Raw genomic sequence first — 21,134 nt, 5'->3', positions numbered from 1 at the left:
TTATACGCCGCGTTTATTTCCCCATACTAACGCATGAAGCTGAGGCAATACTTTTGCATCATTCATCTCTTTACAATTTACAGCTTTATCAATCAGCCACTCATACTTATCTAATAATTTTTTAATAAGCATCGCATCATCCACTGTTTTTGTATCATCGTTTCCTACTTGCAAGAAAAATGGTACACCTGGATAACGTTCGTGCATATTAACTGCATATTCAAAATCATGATCATCGAATACTACTACTTTTAAACTAATATCTTTTCCTGCTAGTTTCTGAATAATAGCATCTAACTTCTGAAAATCTGTTTTCATCGTCGAACTTGGTGGTTTTGGAGAAATTGTTACCTCATCAATTTGAAGTAACCAATCTTGCCATTTACTCCCTTGCGTTTCAATTGCCGTTCGCATTCCATTTTCTTTTAATATTGAAAGAAGAAACTCAATATTTTTCAGTAATGCCGGATTTCCGCCTGAAATCGTAACATGAGAAAAATTTTCTCCTCCAATTGCAACAAGCTCATCCCAAATATCTTCTGGTGTCATCTGTCTAATTTGATCTTTAGCTGATCCATCCCACGTAAAAGCAGAATCACACCAAGCACAGCTATAATCACAACCAGCTGTACGGATAAACATTGTCTTTTGCCCTACAACCATTCCTTCACCTTGAATAGTCGGACCGAATATTTCTAAGACAGGGATTTTACTCATCAAGCATCCACTCCCGTCTTACTTCCGCATAACTAGTCGGCGTCTCAAATAAACGAACAAATTCAACGCGAGCTCCTTTATATTCGTTCACTCGATTCTCTTTTGTTAGTGCTTCTGCCATCTTTTCATAAATCCAAACGACCATATTTTCAGCAGTCGTATTCATTGCAGGTAACGTTTCGTTTAAATAACGATGATCTAAATAAATTTCGATTTCATTCTTCCAAATTTCTTTTATATCTCCAAAGTCAATTGCAAGACCTATTTCATTTACATATCCACTAATTCCAAATACAACTTTATATGTGTGACCATGTAAGTTTTTACATTTCCCTTCATAACAGTGTAAATGGTGTGCTGCATCAAATGTAAATTCCTTGCTGACCATTACTCTTTTATTATGGTATTTGAGTTGTTTACGCTGAATATCCTTGTCCATCTTTTGCAAATTCTCTACGATGCGAAATCCAAAAAAGTTATCCATTAGTTGTTCGCTCCTTCGCGTTCTTGTAGGTACGTATCTAATCCTGCTTTACGAAGTTGACATGCTGGACATTCACCGCAACCATCACCAATGATTCCGTTATAACATGTTAATGTTTTTTCCCGAACAAACTCAAATGCTCCAAGTTCATCTGATAATTTCCATGTTTCAGCTTTATCAATCCACATAAGTGGCGTGTGAATGACAAACGGGTAATCCATAGATAAATTTAAAGTAACGTTTAACGATTTCACAAACACGTCACGGCAGTCTGGATAACCACTGAAATCAGTTTCACATACACCTGTTACAATATGACGTGCTCCAACTTGTTTTGCTAATACAGCAGCAAATGATAGGAAGAGTAAATTTCGTCCATCTACAAATGTCGATGGCAATTCACCTTCTTCATGTGTAATCTCCATATCCGTTCTCGTTAACGCATTTGGAGCAAGTTGATTTAATAGACTCATATCTAGTACCGTATGCTTTATTCCTAGCTCTTTTGCAATTTCCGCTGCACAATCAATTTCTAGCTTATGACGTTGATTGTAATTAAATGTTACAGCTTCTACCTCTGCAAACTGCTCTATTGCCCAAAATAAACATGTCGTACTATCTTGTCCTCCACTAAAAACAACAACTGCTTTTTCTTTTTTCATTTCACTCATTCTCCTTCTCTACTATAAATAAGAAGAAAGAACGTTCTTGAACTGTCACAATAAAAAAACAAAACAATACCTAAGGATATTGTTGTTTCCATAGTTTTTTATAGAGGGAGTTCGCGAACCTCTCCCGCGCGGTGCACGGAATTTCTTCTTTCATTGACACAGCTTATTGTAACATATTGTATACTAGCGTAAAAATTTCTGATTTTTCCGCTATTTATCATTTCATTTCTTTCATTTTATAGTATGATTAATTTAATATAAGAAGAGAGGAGGCATCCCACTGAAATCCTTTATTATTTATCTCTTTTTAAATATATTATTCATCCTGATTACAATGCTCGTATATCATTTATTTTGGAATCAAAAAGGGAAACGCTCTCCTAAATTAAATTCAGCTATATTCATTGTACTCTGTTGCCTCGCTACCGTACTCTGTATTACATTTGCAGCAAAAACAAATAATGGTTTTCAATTTGATATGCGCCATATTGTATTAATTGTCGGTACATTAACGGGAGGGCCTATTGCTGGTGGTTCTATCTTAGTTGTATTAAACATATATCGCTTATTATTAGGTGGGATCGGTGTTTTCCCATCTCTTATCGGTTCTGTTCTTCTATTTATTGTTCTACTATTAACATATAAATTTTTCAATCGAACTTCTAATCGTATAAAAATAACACTTGCTATTATCTACAGTCTCACATACGGATTTAGTTGGATACCCTTCTTCCTTTCAAAGGTTACAAATAAGACTGATTATATACCGCATATTATTGTGTATGAGTTATGTTCAATGCTTGGTACGATTCTAATTTTATATTTACTACACATATTACAAACTCAAGTTCGTCTCCAAAACGAACTTATAAATGCTGAAAAATTTCATTTAATTGGTGAAATGGCAGCGTCTATCTCTCATGAAATTCGCAATCCATTAACTTCAACAAAAGGGTTTTTACAACTGTTACAATCAGATACATGCACTGAGCAGGAACGAAAATTATATATCGACATTGCCATTAACGGCATTGAACAAGCAAATCATGTTCTTACAGATTATTTAACCTTTGCTAAACCAAGCATTGAAAAAGAACAAACATTACAGTTAGAAGAAGAATTACTACATGCATTGTCGTTAATTACACCGCTTGCTAATTTAACAAATGTACGTACTCATTATATAAAGCAAAGCACTTCTTTTTTTATCGCTGGAGAAAAGCAAAAACTAAATCAATGTTTATTAAATATTTTAAAAAATTGCATTGAGGCTATGCCAAAAGGCGGTGATCTTTATTTCACATTAGTTCCTGATCATAAGCATATTCAGTTATATATAAAAGATACAGGAGTCGGTATGGATTCAGAACAAGTAAAACGTCTTGGCTCGCCTTTCTATTCAACGAAAGAAAAAGGCACTGGACTTGGAATGATGGTCGTATTCAGTGTTGTTCAAGCTATGAATGGAAAAATTGATATTATAAGTGAAAAAGGAATCGGTACAACCTTTTTATTAACTTTTCCACTCATACAAAAAACGTGATGAAATAATCATCACGTTTTTTCTGTTCCTTCAACTAATTCAGCAAAAGCTTTCACTTTTCCGTGCGGTTGTTGATTTTCTTTACGCGCTTTCCAGGCGCGCTCTTCTTCTCGCTTCTTCTTAGACATATTTTTTCAACTCCTTCTTTTCTTTCTCCATGTAGTATTCCAAAATAAGAAAGAAAACTATGCACGTATCAAAAAAAGAAGTGGTTTCCCACTTCTTCCACTTTAGCGCTGCAAAATTGCATGTTTCGCCTCTTTTAATTGCGTAAGATGTCTTTGTTCATGCAAATCAAGAAATTGAACCCATTGATACAAATTCAGATCATTAAAAACAGGATGCTTTAATCCATTTTCAAATAGATCTTTTTCATCTATAACACTATGAAGCGCATGTAATAGTTCTTGTCGTGAATGTTCTAGTAATTGAATTCCTTGCTGTTTTTTCATTAAAGTTTCTGTTGGTTGCATTTGCTGAGGAGCTTCTCGTTTATGTGTGCGATCAAGCGTAAGTTGGAGGTCTTTAAATGGAGTCATGTTTCTTTCATTTTTTTGTAAAGCATATACAAGGGCAGACGTGACAGATTGTTCAACTAAATGCAAGTGGTGTAAAATTTGAATAATACTCCATTTATCACGGCGTGGCTTTACATTCACTTCTGTATCATTTAACATTTCAATTTCTGATAATAGCGTGCTTCGAGTAGACTGTAATGAGCTTACTAAACTTTCTAAACTCACATCCATATTAGATTGAAGCATACTTCTTTCCCCCCTTTTTGTTGGTGAAAAGAGGTGCTCCTTATTAGAAACACCTCTTTAGTATTCTGAATTTTCTTTTATTATCTCATCATTTTCCCATTATGTCGATGTTAAACATGTGAAAAAAAGCGCATGTTTTTTACAATTTTGTGTCGTCAATCGCATGTAACCATGCTTCAATTTCTGTAATAACACTTTTCACACAGCCTTCAGCAAATGGTGATGTTAAATTTGCAACTTCTACTAATTCTAAGAACGATTTACTTCCACCTTGTTGGCACAGATTCACATAATCTTCCCATGCCTCTTGTCTATTATCTCTTGCCCGTTTCCAAAATTGTAGCGCACAAATTTGAGCAAGCGTGTAATCAATATAATAGAAAGGTGAGCTATAAATATGCCCTTGACGTTGCCAAAAACCACCGCGCTCTAAATAATCATTATCCTCATAATCACGATGCGGTAAATATTTCTGCTCTATGTTACGCCATGCTGTCTTACGCTCTTCAGGTGATGCTTCAGGATTTTCATATACATAATGTTGATATTCATCAACAGATACACCATAAGGTAAAAACAGAAGTGCTGAACTTAAGTGAGAGAAGTAATATTTATCTGCATCTTCTTCAAAGAATAGCTTCATCCATGGCCATGTAAAGAATTCCATACTCATAGAGTGGATTTCACATGCCTCATATGTTGGCCAATTATATTCTGGAATTTCAAATTTACGACTTTCATATACTTGGAAAGCATGACCTGCTTCATGTGTTAATACATCAATGTCACCAGATGTTCCATTGAAGTTTGAGAAAATAAACGGCGCTTTATAATTCTCAATATATGTACAATATCCGCCACCAGCTTTTCCTTTTTTCGCAACTAAATCTAATAAATCGTTATCTAGCATGAAATTGAAAAATTCATCTGTTTCAGCCGATAACTCTTTATACATCGTCTTTCCATGATCAACAATCCAATCCGCATCTCCTTTTGGAGTTGGGTTACCTGTAGCAAACTCAAAGTTTTCGTCGTAATAAGCTAACTTCTCTACACCGATACGTGCTTGTTGTCGCTTTCTTAATTCCGTTGTAACGGGAACGATATAATCCAGCACTTGCTGACGGTAATTAGCCACCATCTCCGCATTATAATCTGTACGGTACATTCTTGCATATCCAAGTTCAACAAAGGTTTTGAAACCTAAAGATTTTGCGATTTTCGTTCTCACTTTAACAAGCTCATCATAAATACGATCTAGTTCTTCCTCATTTCCAGCTAAAAATCCGTAGTATGCTTCACTTGCTGCTTTACGTTCGCTTCTTTCTTTTCCTTGCATAAACGGAATCAATTGCGATAACGTTCTTTCTTCTCCAGCAAAGTCAATTTTTGCAGATGCTAATAACTGTGTATATTGCGACGATAATTTATTTTCTAATTGTAAATCTTTCACGACTTCATCTGAATATGTTTTTAAATCACATTCTGCTAGAGCAAATAATTGTTTTCCATAATACGCCTCTAATTCTTCACGAAATGGAGAATTAATAAGTGCCTTATAATATTTTGTACCATATCCTTGTACAACTGGAGAGAATTCATCAAAGAAATCCTGCTCCTCCTTATAAAAAGTATCCGTCGTATCAACAGAATGGCGAATGTAACAAAGGTTTCCCATTGTACCAAAATCGTTGCGAATTTCATTAATTGAATGAATGACTTGTTTTTGTTCTTCTACAGTTTTTGCGTTATCAAACTTCTCTAAAGCAACAGTAAATTTCTCTTTTAACTCTTCAATATTTGGGCGTTTATATTCATAGTCTTTAAATGACATGAACGAGCCTCCTCTCCATTACATACCTTTATTATAATTCAATACGTATTCTCGAATTCCCTCTTAATTTTCAACAAAATTCGGCAGTGACTACTCTGAGTTCATTGCAAATAAAAAAGCCCTGGATTTATTTATCCAAAGCTCCTTTGGAACATATTATTATTTTTCATACTTCCCAATTTTTTTTAATAGATCAAGTAATTCATCTTTTTCATCTTTCGTTAACATTTCAAAAGACTGATGTATAACTTTCTCATGCCCCGGAAAAATAGAAGCAATAAAGCTCTCGCCAGACTCAGTTAATTGCGCGTAAATAACACGTCTGTCATTCGGACATGGGATTCTCTTTACTAATCCCTTTTTCTCCAGCTTATCTACAACATATGTAATGCTGCCACTGGCTATTAAAATGCGCTCACCAATTTGCTGGAGTGGTTGACCGCCTTTATGATATAGCAGTTCTAATACAGCAAATTCAGTTGGATTTAATCCGTTACTTTGTATAGATTTATTTGTAGTATCCATAACAGAACGATGTACACGAGATAATGCAATAAATACTTTTAAAGATTGAGAAATATCTTCTCGTTCATTATTTGATGTCATACAACTTTCAACCCTTCACTTAAATTCTCACCAATAAAAAGAAAATGCCACTTCATACTTCATGTGAATTCCGAATGAGCATTCACTCATCCATTTCCTCTCCCCTAATTTATTAAGAATCATTCTTGAATAAAAACATGACAATTTTAACATAGTTTATATATAATGATAATAAAAAAAGAAGGAGTACCACATTTGAAAGTCAAATTCCAAAGCATAATTATATATATATTGCTTGTTATCCTACCGACAATAGGGATTGGTGCTACATTTTATTCGTATCATACATATAAAATGAAACAGGAAAACAAATTATCCGCTCATACAGTTCTCTTTTTATATAGAGATTATTTAGATCATCATCTTGGTGAAGCAATTTCTGCTTTAGACATGCTTGCAAAAGTTGTAGGCACCGAGACTGGTAATATAAACGGCATTAAACAAATTGTACATGATACAGATGGGAACGATGCACGCTTTTCTGGTTTATATTACGCTACACCAGAAGGGGTCATTACAATCGCATCTGAAGATGAATCAAAGCCTATTGATGTTTCAGACCGTAAATATATTCAAGACGTGCTACAAACTAAAAAAACCACTGTATCATCAGTCATTACTGATCGCGTTCTTGGACATAAAGCTATTATGATTGCTACCCCCATATTCAATAAACAGAAAGAGCTCTCAGGATTATTATTAGCTAGTTTACGCTTTGATTACATTTCATCTTCTTTAAATGCCATTAAACCACAATACCATTTTGAGGTAACTGATAAACATGATGTAGTTTTTCTAACCGATGATAATAACGACACAAGTGATACGCATTCTAATATGCTTACTACCCCACTCCAAAGATTAAATTGGAAGGTCTCTGTTTCTCCATTACCTATTCATCAGAAAACCTTATACCAGTGGGTTGCAATAGAGTGTATCGCTACTTTATTTTTAATGTCTATTTTATTTTTACTTGCTCAATATATGTTGTTAAAACGTCAAACAAAACTTGAAAGACAACAAAACGAACTACAGAAAATTGAATTAGTTGGAACTTTTGCAGCAAGTACAGCACACGAAATCCGTAATCCTCTTACTGGAATTAAAGGACTCGTCGCTCTATTAAAAGAGAAATATAAAGATGAACAAGATCAGTTCTACTTTTCCGTAATTGAACAAGAAATAGAGCGAATCAATGAAATTGTAAGTGAATTTCTTATTCTCGGAAAGCCAACCGCCATCATCGAACAAACATATGATGTAAGAACAATTCTAAATGAGGTAGCATTAATTATTCAATCTGAGGCGAATTTACATAACATTGTATTCCATTTACATTTGCCAGACCATCCCGTTCATATCCGTTGTTCGAAAGACCATATGAAACAAGTGGTTTTAAACATTACAAAAAATGCAATTGAGGCTATGACTTCTAGTGATACACTAACCATTGTAGTAAAAAACAATGAAACACACGCACAATTGCAGATTATAGATACTGGGAAAGGGATTCCACAACATATTCAAAAACACCTCTTTCATCCGTTCTTTACTAATAAAGATACTGGAACAGGTCTTGGACTTGTCATATGTAAACGAATTGTAGAGATGTATAATGGGCATATTTTTATTGACAGTACAGAAAACGAAGGAACGACAGTTCATATCGAAATTCCGTTACACATAGTATAATTATCCTTATCCTATAAGGGTAATTATACTTATTTCATAAAACCAGCGACAAGCATTCGCCAAAAATTATTTGATTTTCCTTCATACCCGATTTGGAAAATAGGTATTTTTATAATTGAAAACCATTTCGGTGTTTGTTTTTCTTTATAACACTGATATTGTAAAATAAGCTTGTCCAATTCTTGACTAATTTGAATTGTCTCCTTACTATTTAGCCCACTTGTTAATCCTAGTTGAATCATTTCTTCACGTTTCATATGAATATCACGTGAAAGCTTTTCTAATGTGTACTTCCTTTTTACAGTAAACATCCATATCCCCCTTATTATACTTCCATGCTCTCAAGTTCACTTCTCCATTGACTTTTTTAACTACTTAATCATATGCAAATTTGAAGAATCAGAAAATTTAACATTTTCTCCCTGTAATTTACAAATCTTTACCCTCACTTTGAGAATTATTACAAATTATTCTATCTTTGTAAATACATTCGCAATAATAGACATTTTTTTCATCTTCTTTTTTTACAAATTCTACGTAAACCGGGGATTCTTAATTTTCCACCTACTTTTCTTCGACATTTTTTGTTTAATTTATATAAAAAAGCAAAACATAATGATGATTGATAAAGTGAAACTTTCATCAGTGTTTTTTGTTCAGCCCCACTGATTATTAGCATTCACCAATCGGGCGTTTATTGGCAGTGAATCTCCCACCTATCCAGCCCAATGTTGAGGTGGGAGTCTTACTACCCACAAATAGCGGGATAACAAGAGAAAGGAAATATTTATATGCGAAAATATACGATTGCATTATTCATCATTGTTTTGTTTTTACCGTCCTTCTTATTTCCTATTCAAGCAACTGCTCATACGAATAAAGTTGCTATTGTCATTGATGATTTCGGCAATAATATGAAGGGGACTAATCGAATGTTGTCACTTCCAATTCCACTAACTGTTGCTGTTATGCCTTTTCTTCCTTCCACAAAAGAAGATGCAATAGCTGCCCATAAGAAAGGCCATGAAGTTATTATACATATGCCAATGGAACCTATTAAAGGTAAAAAAGAATGGCTTGGGCCGAAAGCCATTACAACCGATTTAAGCGATGAAGAAATAAACAACCGACTTGAACAAGCGATTCAAGAAGTTCCGCATGCAATTGGAATGAACAATCATATGGGGTCAAAAGTAACAGCGGATGAAAGAATTGTTCGCCTTATACTTGCTGCTTGTAAAAAACACGGTTTATTTTACTTAGATAGTAAAACGAATCCTAAGAGTGTCGTCCCAAAAATCGGAAAAGAATTAGGAGTTCCTATTATTGAAAACCAACTATTTTTTGATGATGTGTATACAGCAGGACATATTTCAAAACAAGCCCAATTACTCATCAAAAAAATTCAAGAAAAGCCTATTATGGTAGCTATCGGGCATGTGGGCCCCCCAGGTGAAATTACATCACGCGTTATTGAAACTTCTATCCCTAAAATTCGTGAGCATGCAGACTTTATTTTTTTATCTGATCTAGCATTATCCCCGCCTCCTGTTTCAAAATAAAGTTCATTACTCACATATAACCAGCCCTAACCAATCGGGCTTTTACGGGAAGCACCCCATTGCTTTCACTGAATTTTGAGGTGGGGATCTTACCGCCCACAAATAACGGGACAAAAAAGTACCTATCTGTATATAACAGATAGGTACTTTTCTTTTTAACTTAAATATAATCTACATGACTCACTCTGAATCCTTTTTTCTCTATTTTTCCGATTAATTGCTTTAATCTTGTTTCATCTAACTCATCTGATATATTTACAATAACCCGACGGATATATTGATCACCGTTATCGAGTGTAAACAAACCACCGATATTATATGCTTTTAACAATGTCCCAAGCTCTTTAATCGTCCCCTTACAATCTTGTGTTGCAATTGTTAATATATAACCACCTGTTCGCATACCAAATGAATCTTCAATAACATCAAATATATTCGAATGCGTTAACATACCGACAAATTCATTATAATCATTTAGCACGGCTAAAAACGGAAGCCGACGAATTACATAAAAGGCTCTGAAGAAGGAATCCTTTTCAAAAATAAATGCATTGGAATTGTCAAGCATATCTCCTGCACTTACATGATCTAATCCGCTATTGCATTTTTTTTCTAATAAATCTACTTTATAAATAATCCCCGTGAATTTCTTCTCATCTTCTGCTAATACCGGGATGGCTCGAAATCCCGTTTCGTTCATCATTTGCAGTGCCTCTTCACCAGAATCATTTATTTTGCAAAATGTTACTTGCTGCTTTGGCAGAAAATGATATTTAACTCGCAAAATATGTTCCTCCTTACATGTCAACATGTAATCTATATATAATAAGGAGACCTATATTTTATGAGTGAAATTATTTTTAAAACGCTTTCATTTATTTATTAACTTGTATCCATATCACATACATTTTTATATAACAGAGCTCCTTGCGCCCTTAATCATTAATAACTTTACATGATAGTTCATTAAATATTCTATACCCTCTAGCCATTTTTTCGATTCTTCTGGCGTTTTCCCCCACACAATCATGCCGTAATTATGAACAAGAACTACTCCTCCACCTTCAATGAAATTCGGAACATTACTTTCTAATAAATCAGCGAATTTTTTTTCATCTTCTACAATTGGAATTGTCATTTCTGTTATACCTTCTTTTCCGAAAACACGCTCCACACTGCGTTTATCGAACGCTACTTCTCCTTCTTCTCCATATAACTCTGATATTAAATGACTATCTACAGTCTGCACTTGTAAAATACATCCTGCACTACTTTTTTTATAAATATCTGCATGCATAAATGACTCTGCAGCTGGTTTTTCTTCATTTTCAAATACTGACTCGCACATGCAATTTACGACAATAAAATCTTCTTCCGAAAATAGCCCTTTATCTCTTCCCTCAACATTTACTAAGAATGTTAACGGCTCTTTTGACGTACATAGCGATAAACTAATTTTGGTACCATAAAACCAATCACGAAGTGCCAATTCAGATTTCACATCTTTTAATTCATTCCATTTCTTCAGAAAAAATAACATTTCGTCACCCCCGGCATAATATTCATATAAGGTTAGAATCCTTTCTATGTAAAAGGAATATTTTTTGATTATTCTAAAAATTTAATTGAATTATCACATGAGAACGCTTTTTTGTCAATATAGTTTCGTGGTTCTTCTTTAAAATAGGCTATTCATATGTCTATACTCCTATCTATTTCCTATTTCATTTTGCACATAAAAAAATACACTATTCTTTAATTAAAGAATAGCGTATTTTCCTCATTTTTTATCCCGCTATTTACCGGGCAGTAAGACCCCCACTGATTAAAGTTTCACTTCATTTCTTTATTGCATTATATAAAAACTGTGCGTATTGTTCACGTGTTACGAAATTATCTCCTAAAAAGTTCCCTTCCCCGTCACCTTTTGATATTTTATTATCTACTAAAGCTTTCACATATCCTTTCGCCCAATGGCCATTTGGTATATCTTTAAAGTTCTCTGCACTATTTTCATTTTCTTTTAACTGAAATACTCTTTGTAGTACTACTGACATTTCATATCGAGTTAATACTCCATCTGGACGGAATGTATCATTTCCATACCCTGTCATAATCCCAGCTTGAACTACTGCATCAATAGCCGTTTCATACATATTTCCTTTCGTATCTGTAAATGTCGTTTTTGGTTTTAGATTATTTTCTAATTTTAAGTACCTTTGTATTAGAAGTGCTACTTGTCCACGAGTAATGTTATCCCCAAATCCAAATTCACCATTTCCATAGCCTATAAATAACTTTTCTTTCGCTAAGTAATTAATTGCTTCTTCTGACCAATGTCCTTTTGGTACATCTTTAAATTCTACCACTTCTGTTTTCTCATCTTCTTTAGATGTATTACCGTCTTTACTTTCTACTACATTTTGAATAACAGATCCTGTAAAGAAAATTCCTGTATCCGCGAATGGATCTTTCACACCAAATTCATATACTTTCTCACCTGATGTACTCCATTTCACTACACCATTACTATACGTACCGTTATCGCTCTTCAGACGGATTTTCGTAGAAACCTCACCATCTTTTTCATATATAGGTACTTTTACTTCTTTATTTACTTCTGTTTCCTCTAAAAATACTTTTTGATTTTGGACATTAATATAAGCCGTCTTACTTAGTTCTATAACTGGTCGGACATCACGGATTTCATTTGCAACAAAACTTAGAAATACTAATTTTTTCAAATTGCTCACTGGTGATAAGTCTGAAATATAATTCGCTTCTAAATCAAGCTTTTGTAAGTTTACTAGACTTGATAATGGCGTAATATCCTTTAACTCATTGTTAGGTAAGTGTAATTGTTTTAACTGTGTCATCTTACTTAGAGGAGTAACATCTTTTATTTCATTTTTCCCGATCCACAATTCTTCTAATTGCTTCATTTGCTCAATGCCGGATAAATCTTTAACTTTATTACGTGTTAATACTAAGTCTGTTAAAGGTAATGAATATAACGCTTTAATATCTTCAATTTGATTACCTGCTAAAGTTAAGTATGTTACATTTTTCAAAGCGCTTAATGGAGCAACGTTCGTAATTTTATTATTTGCTAAATTCAAGTAATCTAGTTGTTCCATTTTCGCTAATGCTGTTACATCTTCTATTTGGTTGCCTGATAGATATAAACTTTTTACATTTTTCATTTCAGTTAGTGGTGCAACGTTTGTAATTTTATTATTACTTAAATCAAGAGATTCTAAATTATCCATCTTAACAAGTGGCGTTACATCTGCAAATTCATTACCACGCAAAGCTAAATGATTTAATTGCTTTAAGTTCGCAAAGAACGACGGGTCTTTTATCTTCGCATTCGCAACTGTTAAAGATTTTAAATTTGGCATATATTTTAATGCACTATAATCAAGTATCTCATTTGTATTTAAAAATAAATCCTTTACTTGTAATAACTCTTCTTTCGTAATTGGTGTATTTAAATCTTTTCTATTAAATACTTTTTTATTCACAAGTTCTCTTAATTTGTTATCTGTTATCATATTTTGATTATCAACTGGATTATCCGTTTCCGTATTGCCTGAATTAGAGTTATCATCTGGTTTCTCTGTTTCTTTGTTACCTACAGTTGGATCTTTAATTTCAAATTGAACTTGATATTTGTGATCATATCCAATAGCTGGAATAAGTATATGCATTTGCATATTGTGCTTCTTCTCAAACTCGCCAATTTCAAATTGGACTACTTTCGTTCCGTTCTTCCTCTTATCTTCTGACAAAACCTTCACATCATGAAATACACCAGGCTGGTTTCTATCTTCTATTCTAAGATATTGAAAATAATCGCTATCTTGCATTGTTACAGTGACAATTTTTTTACCAGCTGCAATCGTTACTTTAGGATCTTTTATATATTGAGAAACCATAGATGGCTCGTCTTTTTGGTCCTTATATATTTTAATTTCAGTATCATACGTGCGATCACTCGCTGCTGCTACCGATTGATTTGCTTCAACTTTTAATGCCGCTAATGCTGGAGTAGAATACGTAGCAAATGGAATTGCTAATGTTGTCGCTACTACTAGCGCCTTCATATAATTTTTTTTCAAAATAATATCCCCTATCATATACAATTTTTATAATTGATAACCCTTATCAATTATCCACAAATAAATGATAATGAATATCATTATCATTGTCAATGAGAATATTACATTAAATTTATATTTTTAAAGATAAAAAATATAAAGCCCTTTATTCAAAGGGCTTTTTTACCTATCGTATGAAGAATTTCACTTTTTTCCTTCTCATTGATGACACCAATTTTTTGCAAAATATTCGCGTACAATACAAGTTTATTATATATTCGTTCTGACATGTTCTCCCTTCTTTCCTTCGACCAACTTTTTTTGTATTGGTAAATTATATGAAAGAGATGAGAAAATGTGTCCACTTTTTGCATAAATGCAAATCTTTTATTTTACGATTTGCAGACAATAAAACTCCCTCCTAAAAATTAGGCGGGAGTTTAGGTACTTTCACTTTATTTAACAAACTGTCCACTGAATATTATGCTTCATAAGTTCTTCTTCAAAACTATATGGCATTTTTTTATCACAAATTACATGTTGAATACGTGAAAATGCTGCTATACGATAATTCCCTTTCACGCCTACCTTCGTATGATCACATAAAATATATGTCTTCTCAGCTAATTTCATCATCGCCTCTGACAATTTCGCTTTCTCTAATTCAAAGCTGGAAACTCCAAAACTAGGTAATAACCCATCAATCGAAACGAACGCTTTATGAAAATGGAATTGCTGTATTACTTGCTGAGAAATAGACCCTGATACACGCGAATGCTTTGGAGATACTTTTCCACCTATAAATAAAACTTCACCGTGAAACATCTTTTTATTAATAGAAGAAATTAATTGTGTTGCGACTGGAAATGAACTTGTTACAATCGTTAAGTTTTTACGATGAACAAGGTATGGAACCATTTGAAGCGGTGTACTTCCATCATCAATTGCAATGACATCACCATCTTCTACAAATGTCGCTGCTTTATAACCAATTCTTTTCTTCTCTTCTATATGTAGCATTTCTCTTTCTAACATTGGCGCCTCTACCCCAGCGCCTGGAAGTTGAACAGCTCCACCATACACTTTTTTCAGCTTCTTTTCACGATCTAATTCTTCTAAATATCGACGAATCGTTTCTGTTGATACAGCAAATTCTCTCGCTAATTCTGAAACCTTTACTTTTCCTTTAAATTCTACCTTTTCAAGAATGGTTCGCTTTCTTTCTTCTCCTACTACAGACATAGATTCACCTCATTTATATCTCCCTCATAAGCTTCCTTGCTTATACAAAGTTATAATTTTCTTTGTAAGTAGAAACTTCTTCATGAATATGAATACCGCGCTTTGCTAGCTCATCAAAAATTAATTGTGGATTTTCAAAAGCTTCTTCAGGCGTAACAACACCCACCCTATTTACATTTCCAGTTGCAATTAACTCTGCGGCAATCCCAAATGGAATACCGACGTTTCTCGTATACGCTCTTAATTTTTCCCATCCTACAACAGAACCATCAGATAACGGATGTGTATGATATAACACATGTCTTTGCTTCTCATTATTTTTCATACCTATTACTTCTACATGAAGTGCATAACCATAAAGCTCTGTTTCTTGTCCTTCTTTCGATTGCAATAAATACTGCGAAATACAATCCATAATGCCTATTTCTTTCCCGTTTATTTCAATCTGATCATTACGCAATATGCCGTAATCATATAAAGCACGTACAAGTTGCATATTTTGCTTCGGCCAAGTTCCTCTCGTCTCTATCAGTTTGACACCTTTATTTTCTAGTGCCTTTGCTAACGTAATCGTTTCAGAATGCGGAATGATATACTGCGTTTCCTTACCATAAGGCGCTGGCAATTCTATTTCTCTCGGACGCGCAAACGGAAGTACTTGTTTAAATTCACCATCTTCATACACTGTACGCGATGGTAAATGTGGATCATATTCATATGTCGTTGTCTCTGTAATTGAAGCAGAAAAAGCAATCGGACGATACGAACCGTGACTTACGCGGACAGACTCTACAGTATCCAGTTGATTTGCTGCATGCATTGCCATCATTTGCGTTACACCTGGCGTCATGCCAAACCCAGGCAAACATGTTTTTTCATTTTGAACAAATATAGCATGCGATTCATTTTCTTCACCAAATCCATTTAAGTTCACACCGTGGCAGCCTGCTTCTGCAATACAGCGAGTCGACAATCCGTTTAGCTTTATCGTCGTACCGTCCAATACAATGTCATAACCTTTCATTTTTGCAACCGTATCCTCGTGATTCGTTACATCTACTTTTACAAAATCAACACGAGAATCGTTGAGCCATTCTACTACTTTACGGCCTTCTTCCTCGTTAAAATCGGCTACAGTAATCGTCTCAAAAGATGAAAATTGAACTAAATCCAAAATAGCTTCACGACAAATTTTACCTGCTCCACCTAAACAAAATACTTTCACCCAATAACAGCTCCTTTAGCAATACTATCAACTAAGCGATTAATATCTTCTTCATGTACATCACCTATATTTCCAATCCGGAACGTATCTACTTTCGAAATTTTCCCAGGGTAAATAACAAATCCATAGCATTTTAATTCGTTATATAACTGTTGAAACTCGAACTCCCCTTTTGGATAAATGAAAGATGTAATAATAGGAGATTGATATTTCTCATCTACTAGTGGCTCAAATCCGATTTCTCCCATTCTATTCACTAGTAGTTTTTGATTGTTGTAATATCGATTGTAACGCGCTCTTACTCCACCCTCTTTTTCTAGTTCAAGTAGTGCTTGATAAAAAGCATGTACAACATGTGTAGGTGAAGTAAAACGCCATTTCCCATTTTGTTTTTCCATCGTTTCCCATTGATCATATAAATCAAGAGATAAAGAGCGTCCTTGCCCTTTACACTTCCATAATTCATCACGTTTTGCGATTACAAATCCGAATCCAGGAACCCCTTGAATACACTTATTCGCACTACTAATTAAAAAATCAATTTGTAAATCAGCAATGTCTATTTCAATCCCGCCGAAACTACTCATCGCATCAACAATTGTAACCTTTCCATACTGCTTTCCTAATCTACATACATCTACAATTGGATTTATAATGCCTGTCGTTGTTTCACAATGAACAACTGCAATATGCGTAATCTCTTTATCTTCTTGCAATAACTTTTCTACTTCTACAATATTAGTAGGCTCCCACTCTTCTGTTTGGCTGACCACTACATCAATCTGTAACATCTCTGCCATTTGCACAATGCGCTTACCGTACGCACCATTTGTACAAACGAGCAGCTTCCCATTTGCCGGAATAACAGAGCCAATTACCGCTTCAACTGAAAACGTACCGCTTCCTTGCATTAACACTGTTGTATATTTCTCTTCTTCCTTCGTCGCTAGCGATACAAGTTTAGCTCTTACTTCTTGCACCATCGTATTATATTCAACATCCCACGTACACCAATCGTATAGCATAACTTCTTTTACTGATTTTGTTGTCGTTAATGGTCCTGGTGTTAATAATAAGTAGTGATTTTCATTCATGATCCCGTACCCCTTTTATGAAATAATAAGTTCTTGTTTCTCGATATGTTCCATTACGTTTTCGAGCTCCTGCATCGTTTCAATCGTAAAATGAGCCCCATTTTCAACAAACCGATTACGAACTATTTCTATTTTTTCACGAAGCTCTACCGAATCCATACTCTCCACTTCCTCTTCCGTTAAACCGAGCTCACTACTTCCAAGAATTACACCAACTGTCCACATTCCAGCATTTCTACCTTCTTTCATATCTGATACTGTGTCCCCTACTTTTATCATATGGTTCATCGGATACACACCAAGTTCCATTGCATTTTTATAGCACATCCATGGGTATGGGCGGCCTGCTGGAACATCATCTGGCGTAACAAGAAAATCAGGTTTATATCCTTGTAACGCTGCTTCCTTTGCTACAATATCTATCATTTCTCTCGTATAACCAGTTGTTGAACCGATTTTAATGCCTCTCTCACGTAAAGAAGCGATTACTTCTTTTACCCCATCAATCGGTTTAGCATAATTTGGCAAAATAGAAAAGAGAATTTCTTCAAACTCTTCATACATCTCATAAATGTCTGCTTCTGTTGGTAAGTGACCAAAGACACGCTTCCACTCATCCGCAATACGAGGCATTTCTGTTAGTGCCCTTACATGATCTATTTTTAATAATCCCATTGGCTTACGTGCTTCTTCTGCTGTAATTTCAACGCCGCGTTTATGAAAAATCTTCATGAATACTTCTAGTGGTGCAAAGCATCCGTAATCAACCGTCGTACCTGCCCAATCAAAAATAACTGCTTCAATTTTCATTCTGTCCATCACCCTTCTTACTTATCTTTTTTGCCATTGTGAAGTTCGGTTACGAAGTGCTTTCGTTCCCCATTCATATACAACTCTCACTACAATATTTGTAACAACAATAAGTACACTCATTGCAGCTGCTGGCGCTACATTTCCTGCATCATCCATATTTACGATTGATACGGCAGCTAGTTTAAAATCAGCTGCATATAGGAACACAACTGCCGATACAGTTACCATTGAATTTACGAAGTAGTACATTACCATTTCTAAAATTGCTGGTAAACACATTGGTACTGTTACTCGGAAGAATGTTTTATAAAACGGAATACCCATCGACTGCGAAACAAGCTCAAACTCTCGGTCTAATTTCTTTAAGGCAGTCGTTGCCGTAACAAATGTTACAGAATAAAAATGAATGATATTTACTAGTACTAATACAGCAATTGTTCCGTATAAAGAATGAAACGGATTCGTTACTGATAGTCCAAGAATTTGAATCGTTGGTTGACTAAAGAAAAAGACATATCCTAATCCGAGTACTAAACCTGGTATCGCTAACGGCACTATAGAGAAAAAGTAACCTGTTTTTCTGAAAAATTGTAGCTGGTCTATTTTCTCAATTGCATATGCGAATACAAATGTTAAGATCGCCCCAATAACTGCTGTAACTGCTGAAACAATTACGCTATTTTTAAATGCTTCAAGTCCATCTCCTGTTAAACTTGAAAAATTAAAATGCTCAAATGTAAAACTCATATTATATGGCCATACTTTCACACTTGCAGCAATACCAACTGCAACAAATAATAGAATGATCATAAGGGTAATCACACTACAATATATGAATGAGATTACATCTCTTTTCTTATTAGCTATTATTCTGTATGGTACTGCTTTTGAAGATAAGAAATTCGCCTGCTTTCTTTGCGTAATACGATCAACTACAAATGCGAATATAGCTGGGATTAATAAAATCATTCCGACAGTTGCACCCATCGGCATATTTTGCTGTCCAATTACTTGTTTGTATACGTCAGTAGCAAGCACATTATATTGCCCACCAACAATTTTTGGTGCCCCAAAATCAGTAAAACTAAGTGTAAACACAACAAACATTGCACTAATTAATCCGTACTTTACACTAGGTAAAGTAACCGTGAAAAATTGCTTTGTTTTACTGGCTCCTAACATATTAGAAGCTTCATATAAACGATAATCAGATCCTTGAAAGGCAATTAGCAATATGAGAAAGGCTTGCGGAAATGTATACATAACTTCAGCTATTACAATTCCTACTGGTCCATATAAAGGGATTTGTATACCTTCAAATAAACCAAACATTCCTTTCGTTACTAGCCCTTGATTACCAAATAAATATGTAAGTGCTATACCGTGCATCATCGTTGGTGCAAACAATGGTAATAACGCTACATACTGAAATACGCGCTTTCCAAAAACATTCGTACGGGCAATTGCATATGCGTAAACGAATGCGATTGCAACTGAAATAATTGTTGTTGCGCCCGAAATCCATACTGTATTTTGTAAAGACTGCACTAAAGTTGGTGTTGTGAAATATTTACTGAAATTCGCTAAACCAATGAAAACTCCATCTTTATTATAAAAAGCTTGTGTAAATAGTTGTAATAGCGGTAATACAAGTATGATAAGGAAGGAAAGAATCATACCGATAATTACGAGCCTTTGGATCCATTCCTCTTTCCCTATACTTCTCTTAATCTTTTTTTTCGTACTTTCTACCTTATAGTTTTCTAACATCTCCATCTATACAATGACCTTCTTTCCATATGACAACATATGATTTTCTGAGAAAGAGATTTGAATCGGCTTTCCTTTTCTAATAGCCGTTTCTTCTACTTCTGATGCTAATATATCCACTACAATTTTCTCATTATAAAGGTGTGTGTTTTCTTCTACGACTCGTACTTCCGTCCGATATACAGATCCGCGAAATTCCATACTTTCCACAACTGTTTTAATACCGTCCTTTTGTACAATTGTTACATGTTCAGGACGAATTGCATGTTCTTCATTATTTTTCGAAAAGAAATTAATAGAACCAATAAAATCTGCCACAAACGGATTGGCTGGTCTTTGATAAATCTCCTCTGGTGTTCCAATCTGCATAATTTCCGCATGATTCATTACAACAATTTTATCAGCCATCGTTAATGCCTCTTCTTGATCATGCGTTACCATAATCGTCGTTATTCCTATTTTCTCTTGCAAATCACGCATTTCCCTACGTAATTTTTCACGCACTTTTGCATCTAAAGCTGATAACGGCTCATCGAGTAACAAAATATCTGGAGACAGAGCGAGCGCACGTGCAAGTGCTACTCGCTGCTGTTGTCCACCAGACATTTGAGCAGGATATTTATCTTTTACATTCAGCAAATCTACAAGTTTTAACGCATCTAGCGCTTTCTCTTTCACTTCTGCTTTCCCATATTTTTTTGTCTTTAAGCCGTATTCAATATTTTCAAGTGCTGTTAAATTCGGAAATAAAGCATACGATTGGAAAACCATTCCGAAGTTTCTCTTCCTAGGAGGCAATGCTGTAATATCTTTTCCATTCACAGCTATACTGCCAGTCGTTGGTTCCTCTAGTCCCGCTAAAATGCGAAGCAACGTCGTTTTCCCACAGCCACTCGGGCCTAATAAACAAACAAACTCATTTTTGTTCACAGTAAAAGAAATATCTTTTAACGCTGTAAATGCATCAAACTGTTTTTGAATGTGTTGAATTGATAAATATTCGCTCATTTTTCTCTC

At 34.6% G+C, this 21,134-nt stretch carries 20 protein-coding genes and 1 riboswitch; of the genes, 3 read left to right on the top strand and 17 right to left on the bottom strand.

Annotation, left to right across the window (positions count from 1 at the left end):
- The 3 genes from queE to queC are packed head-to-tail and all read right to left on the bottom strand — an operon-like array spanning nt 1 to nt 1,863.
- Nucleotides 1–717, bottom strand: a complete 717-nt coding sequence (gene queE / locus N2V79_RS06980; RefSeq protein WP_340720338.1) for a 7-carboxy-7-deazaguanine synthase QueE — start codon at nt 715–717, stop codon at nt 1–3.
- Nucleotides 710–1,201, bottom strand: a complete 492-nt coding sequence (gene queD / locus N2V79_RS06975; RefSeq protein ID WP_000368414.1) for a 6-carboxytetrahydropterin synthase QueD — start codon at nt 1,199–1,201, stop codon at nt 710–712. Before queD ends, queE begins: the two co-directional genes overlap by 8 nt.
- The gene (gene queC / locus N2V79_RS06970) at nt 1,201–1,863 is read right to left on the bottom strand and encodes a 7-cyano-7-deazaguanine synthase QueC (RefSeq protein WP_000711595.1); all 663 of its coding nucleotides are present in this window, start codon (nt 1,861–1,863) and stop codon (nt 1,201–1,203) included. The genes queD and queC overlap by 1 nt, the downstream gene beginning before the upstream one ends.
- 93 nt (nt 1,864–1,956) lie before the next feature.
- Nucleotides 1,957–2,000, bottom strand: a riboswitch (PreQ1 riboswitch).
- Nucleotides 2,001–2,206: 206 nt separating this feature from the next.
- On the opposite strand from queC, the gene kinB reads away from it, so the two are divergent.
- Entirely contained in the window at nt 2,207–3,415 is a 1,209-nt protein-coding gene (gene kinB, locus N2V79_RS06965) for a sporulation sensor histidine kinase KinB (protein ID WP_000964151.1), read from the top strand.
- An 11-nt stretch (nt 3,416–3,426) separates the two neighbouring features.
- Here kinB and N2V79_RS06960 read toward each other — a convergent pair whose 3' ends face one another.
- The 4 genes from N2V79_RS06960 to N2V79_RS06945 all read right to left on the bottom strand — a co-directional run bounded on the left by N2V79_RS06960 (nt 3,427) and on the right by N2V79_RS06945 (nt 6,619).
- Nucleotides 3,427–3,543, bottom strand: a complete 117-nt coding sequence (locus N2V79_RS06960; protein WP_000038355.1) for a DUF6254 family protein — start codon at nt 3,541–3,543, stop codon at nt 3,427–3,429.
- A gap of 102 nt (nt 3,544–3,645) precedes the next feature.
- A complete protein-coding gene (locus N2V79_RS06955) occupies nt 3,646–4,179 on the bottom strand; it encodes a DinB family protein (protein WP_000941977.1) in 534 nt (177 codons plus the stop codon).
- 139 nt (nt 4,180–4,318) lie between these two features.
- Nucleotides 4,319–6,013, bottom strand: coding sequence for a M3 family oligoendopeptidase (locus tag N2V79_RS06950; RefSeq protein WP_197242149.1), 1,695 nt, complete (start codon nt 6,011–6,013; stop codon nt 4,319–4,321).
- A gap of 159 nt (nt 6,014–6,172) precedes the next feature.
- Nucleotides 6,173–6,619, bottom strand: a complete 447-nt coding sequence (locus tag N2V79_RS06945; protein WP_090975890.1) for a MarR family winged helix-turn-helix transcriptional regulator — start codon at nt 6,617–6,619, stop codon at nt 6,173–6,175.
- Between the two features lie 195 nt (nt 6,620–6,814).
- On the opposite strand from N2V79_RS06945, the gene N2V79_RS06940 reads away from it, so the two are divergent.
- Nucleotides 6,815–8,311, top strand: coding sequence for a DUF3149 domain-containing protein (locus N2V79_RS06940; RefSeq protein WP_053564935.1), 1,497 nt, complete (start codon nt 6,815–6,817; stop codon nt 8,309–8,311).
- 29 nt (nt 8,312–8,340) lie between these two features.
- Here N2V79_RS06940 and N2V79_RS06935 read toward each other — a convergent pair whose 3' ends face one another.
- On the bottom strand, nt 8,341–8,622 hold the full coding sequence (locus tag N2V79_RS06935; RefSeq protein ID WP_340719740.1) for an aspartyl-phosphate phosphatase Spo0E family protein: 282 nt from the start codon (nt 8,620–8,622) through the stop codon (nt 8,341–8,343).
- 480 nt (nt 8,623–9,102) lie between these two features.
- Between N2V79_RS06935 and N2V79_RS06930 the strand changes: the two genes are divergently transcribed.
- Nucleotides 9,103–9,873, top strand: a complete 771-nt coding sequence (locus N2V79_RS06930) for a divergent polysaccharide deacetylase family protein (RefSeq protein WP_340719739.1) — start codon at nt 9,103–9,105, stop codon at nt 9,871–9,873.
- Between the two features lie 160 nt (nt 9,874–10,033).
- Here the strand turns inward: N2V79_RS06930 and cbpA are convergent, their stop codons facing one another.
- The 9 genes from cbpA to N2V79_RS06885 form a co-directional block, all read right to left on the bottom strand.
- Nucleotides 10,034–10,657 carry a cyclic di-AMP binding protein CbpA gene (gene cbpA, locus N2V79_RS06925; protein ID WP_053564936.1) on the bottom strand — a complete coding sequence of 208 codons (624 nt, stop codon included), beginning with the start codon at nt 10,655–10,657 and terminating at the stop codon, nt 10,034–10,036.
- Between the two features lie 126 nt (nt 10,658–10,783).
- A complete protein-coding gene (locus tag N2V79_RS06920; protein ID WP_340719738.1) occupies nt 10,784–11,413 on the bottom strand; it encodes a class II aldolase/adducin family protein in 630 nt (209 codons plus the stop codon).
- A 298-nt stretch (nt 11,414–11,711) separates the two neighbouring features.
- Nucleotides 11,712–14,012, bottom strand: a complete 2,301-nt coding sequence (locus tag N2V79_RS06915) for an NEAT domain-containing leucine-rich repeat protein (protein ID WP_078401670.1) — start codon at nt 14,010–14,012, stop codon at nt 11,712–11,714.
- A 420-nt stretch (nt 14,013–14,432) separates the two neighbouring features.
- Nucleotides 14,433–15,215: a DeoR/GlpR family DNA-binding transcription regulator gene (locus N2V79_RS06910; protein WP_000117666.1), complete on the bottom strand. Its 783-nt coding sequence runs from the start codon at nt 15,213–15,215 to the stop codon at nt 14,433–14,435.
- A gap of 40 nt (nt 15,216–15,255) precedes the next feature.
- Nucleotides 15,256–16,440, bottom strand: a complete 1,185-nt coding sequence (locus N2V79_RS06905) for a saccharopine dehydrogenase family protein (protein WP_023521467.1) — start codon at nt 16,438–16,440, stop codon at nt 15,256–15,258.
- A complete protein-coding gene (phnW, locus tag N2V79_RS06900) occupies nt 16,437–17,534 on the bottom strand; it encodes a 2-aminoethylphosphonate--pyruvate transaminase (RefSeq protein ID WP_053564940.1) in 1,098 nt (365 codons plus the stop codon). The genes N2V79_RS06905 and phnW overlap by 4 nt, the downstream gene beginning before the upstream one ends.
- 15 nt (nt 17,535–17,549) lie before the next feature.
- Nucleotides 17,550–18,344: a phosphonoacetaldehyde hydrolase gene (phnX, locus tag N2V79_RS06895; RefSeq protein ID WP_053564941.1), complete on the bottom strand. Its 795-nt coding sequence runs from the start codon at nt 18,342–18,344 to the stop codon at nt 17,550–17,552.
- A 21-nt stretch (nt 18,345–18,365) separates the two neighbouring features.
- Nucleotides 18,366–20,123, bottom strand: a complete 1,758-nt coding sequence (locus N2V79_RS06890; RefSeq protein WP_000425530.1) for a putative 2-aminoethylphosphonate ABC transporter permease subunit — start codon at nt 20,121–20,123, stop codon at nt 18,366–18,368.
- Nucleotides 20,124–21,125, bottom strand: a complete 1,002-nt coding sequence (locus N2V79_RS06885) for a putative 2-aminoethylphosphonate ABC transporter ATP-binding protein (RefSeq protein ID WP_340719737.1) — start codon at nt 21,123–21,125, stop codon at nt 20,124–20,126.
- Between the last annotated feature and the right edge of the window lie 9 nt (nt 21,126–21,134).

The organism is Bacillus sp. CH_70 (genome assembly GCF_038007045.1).
GTDB lineage: Bacteria > Bacillota > Bacilli > Bacillales > Bacillaceae_G > Bacillus_A > Bacillus_A cereus.
The sequence above is the reverse complement of the archived record's forward strand: the minus strand, read 5'-3'. Positions and strand labels throughout refer to the sequence as shown.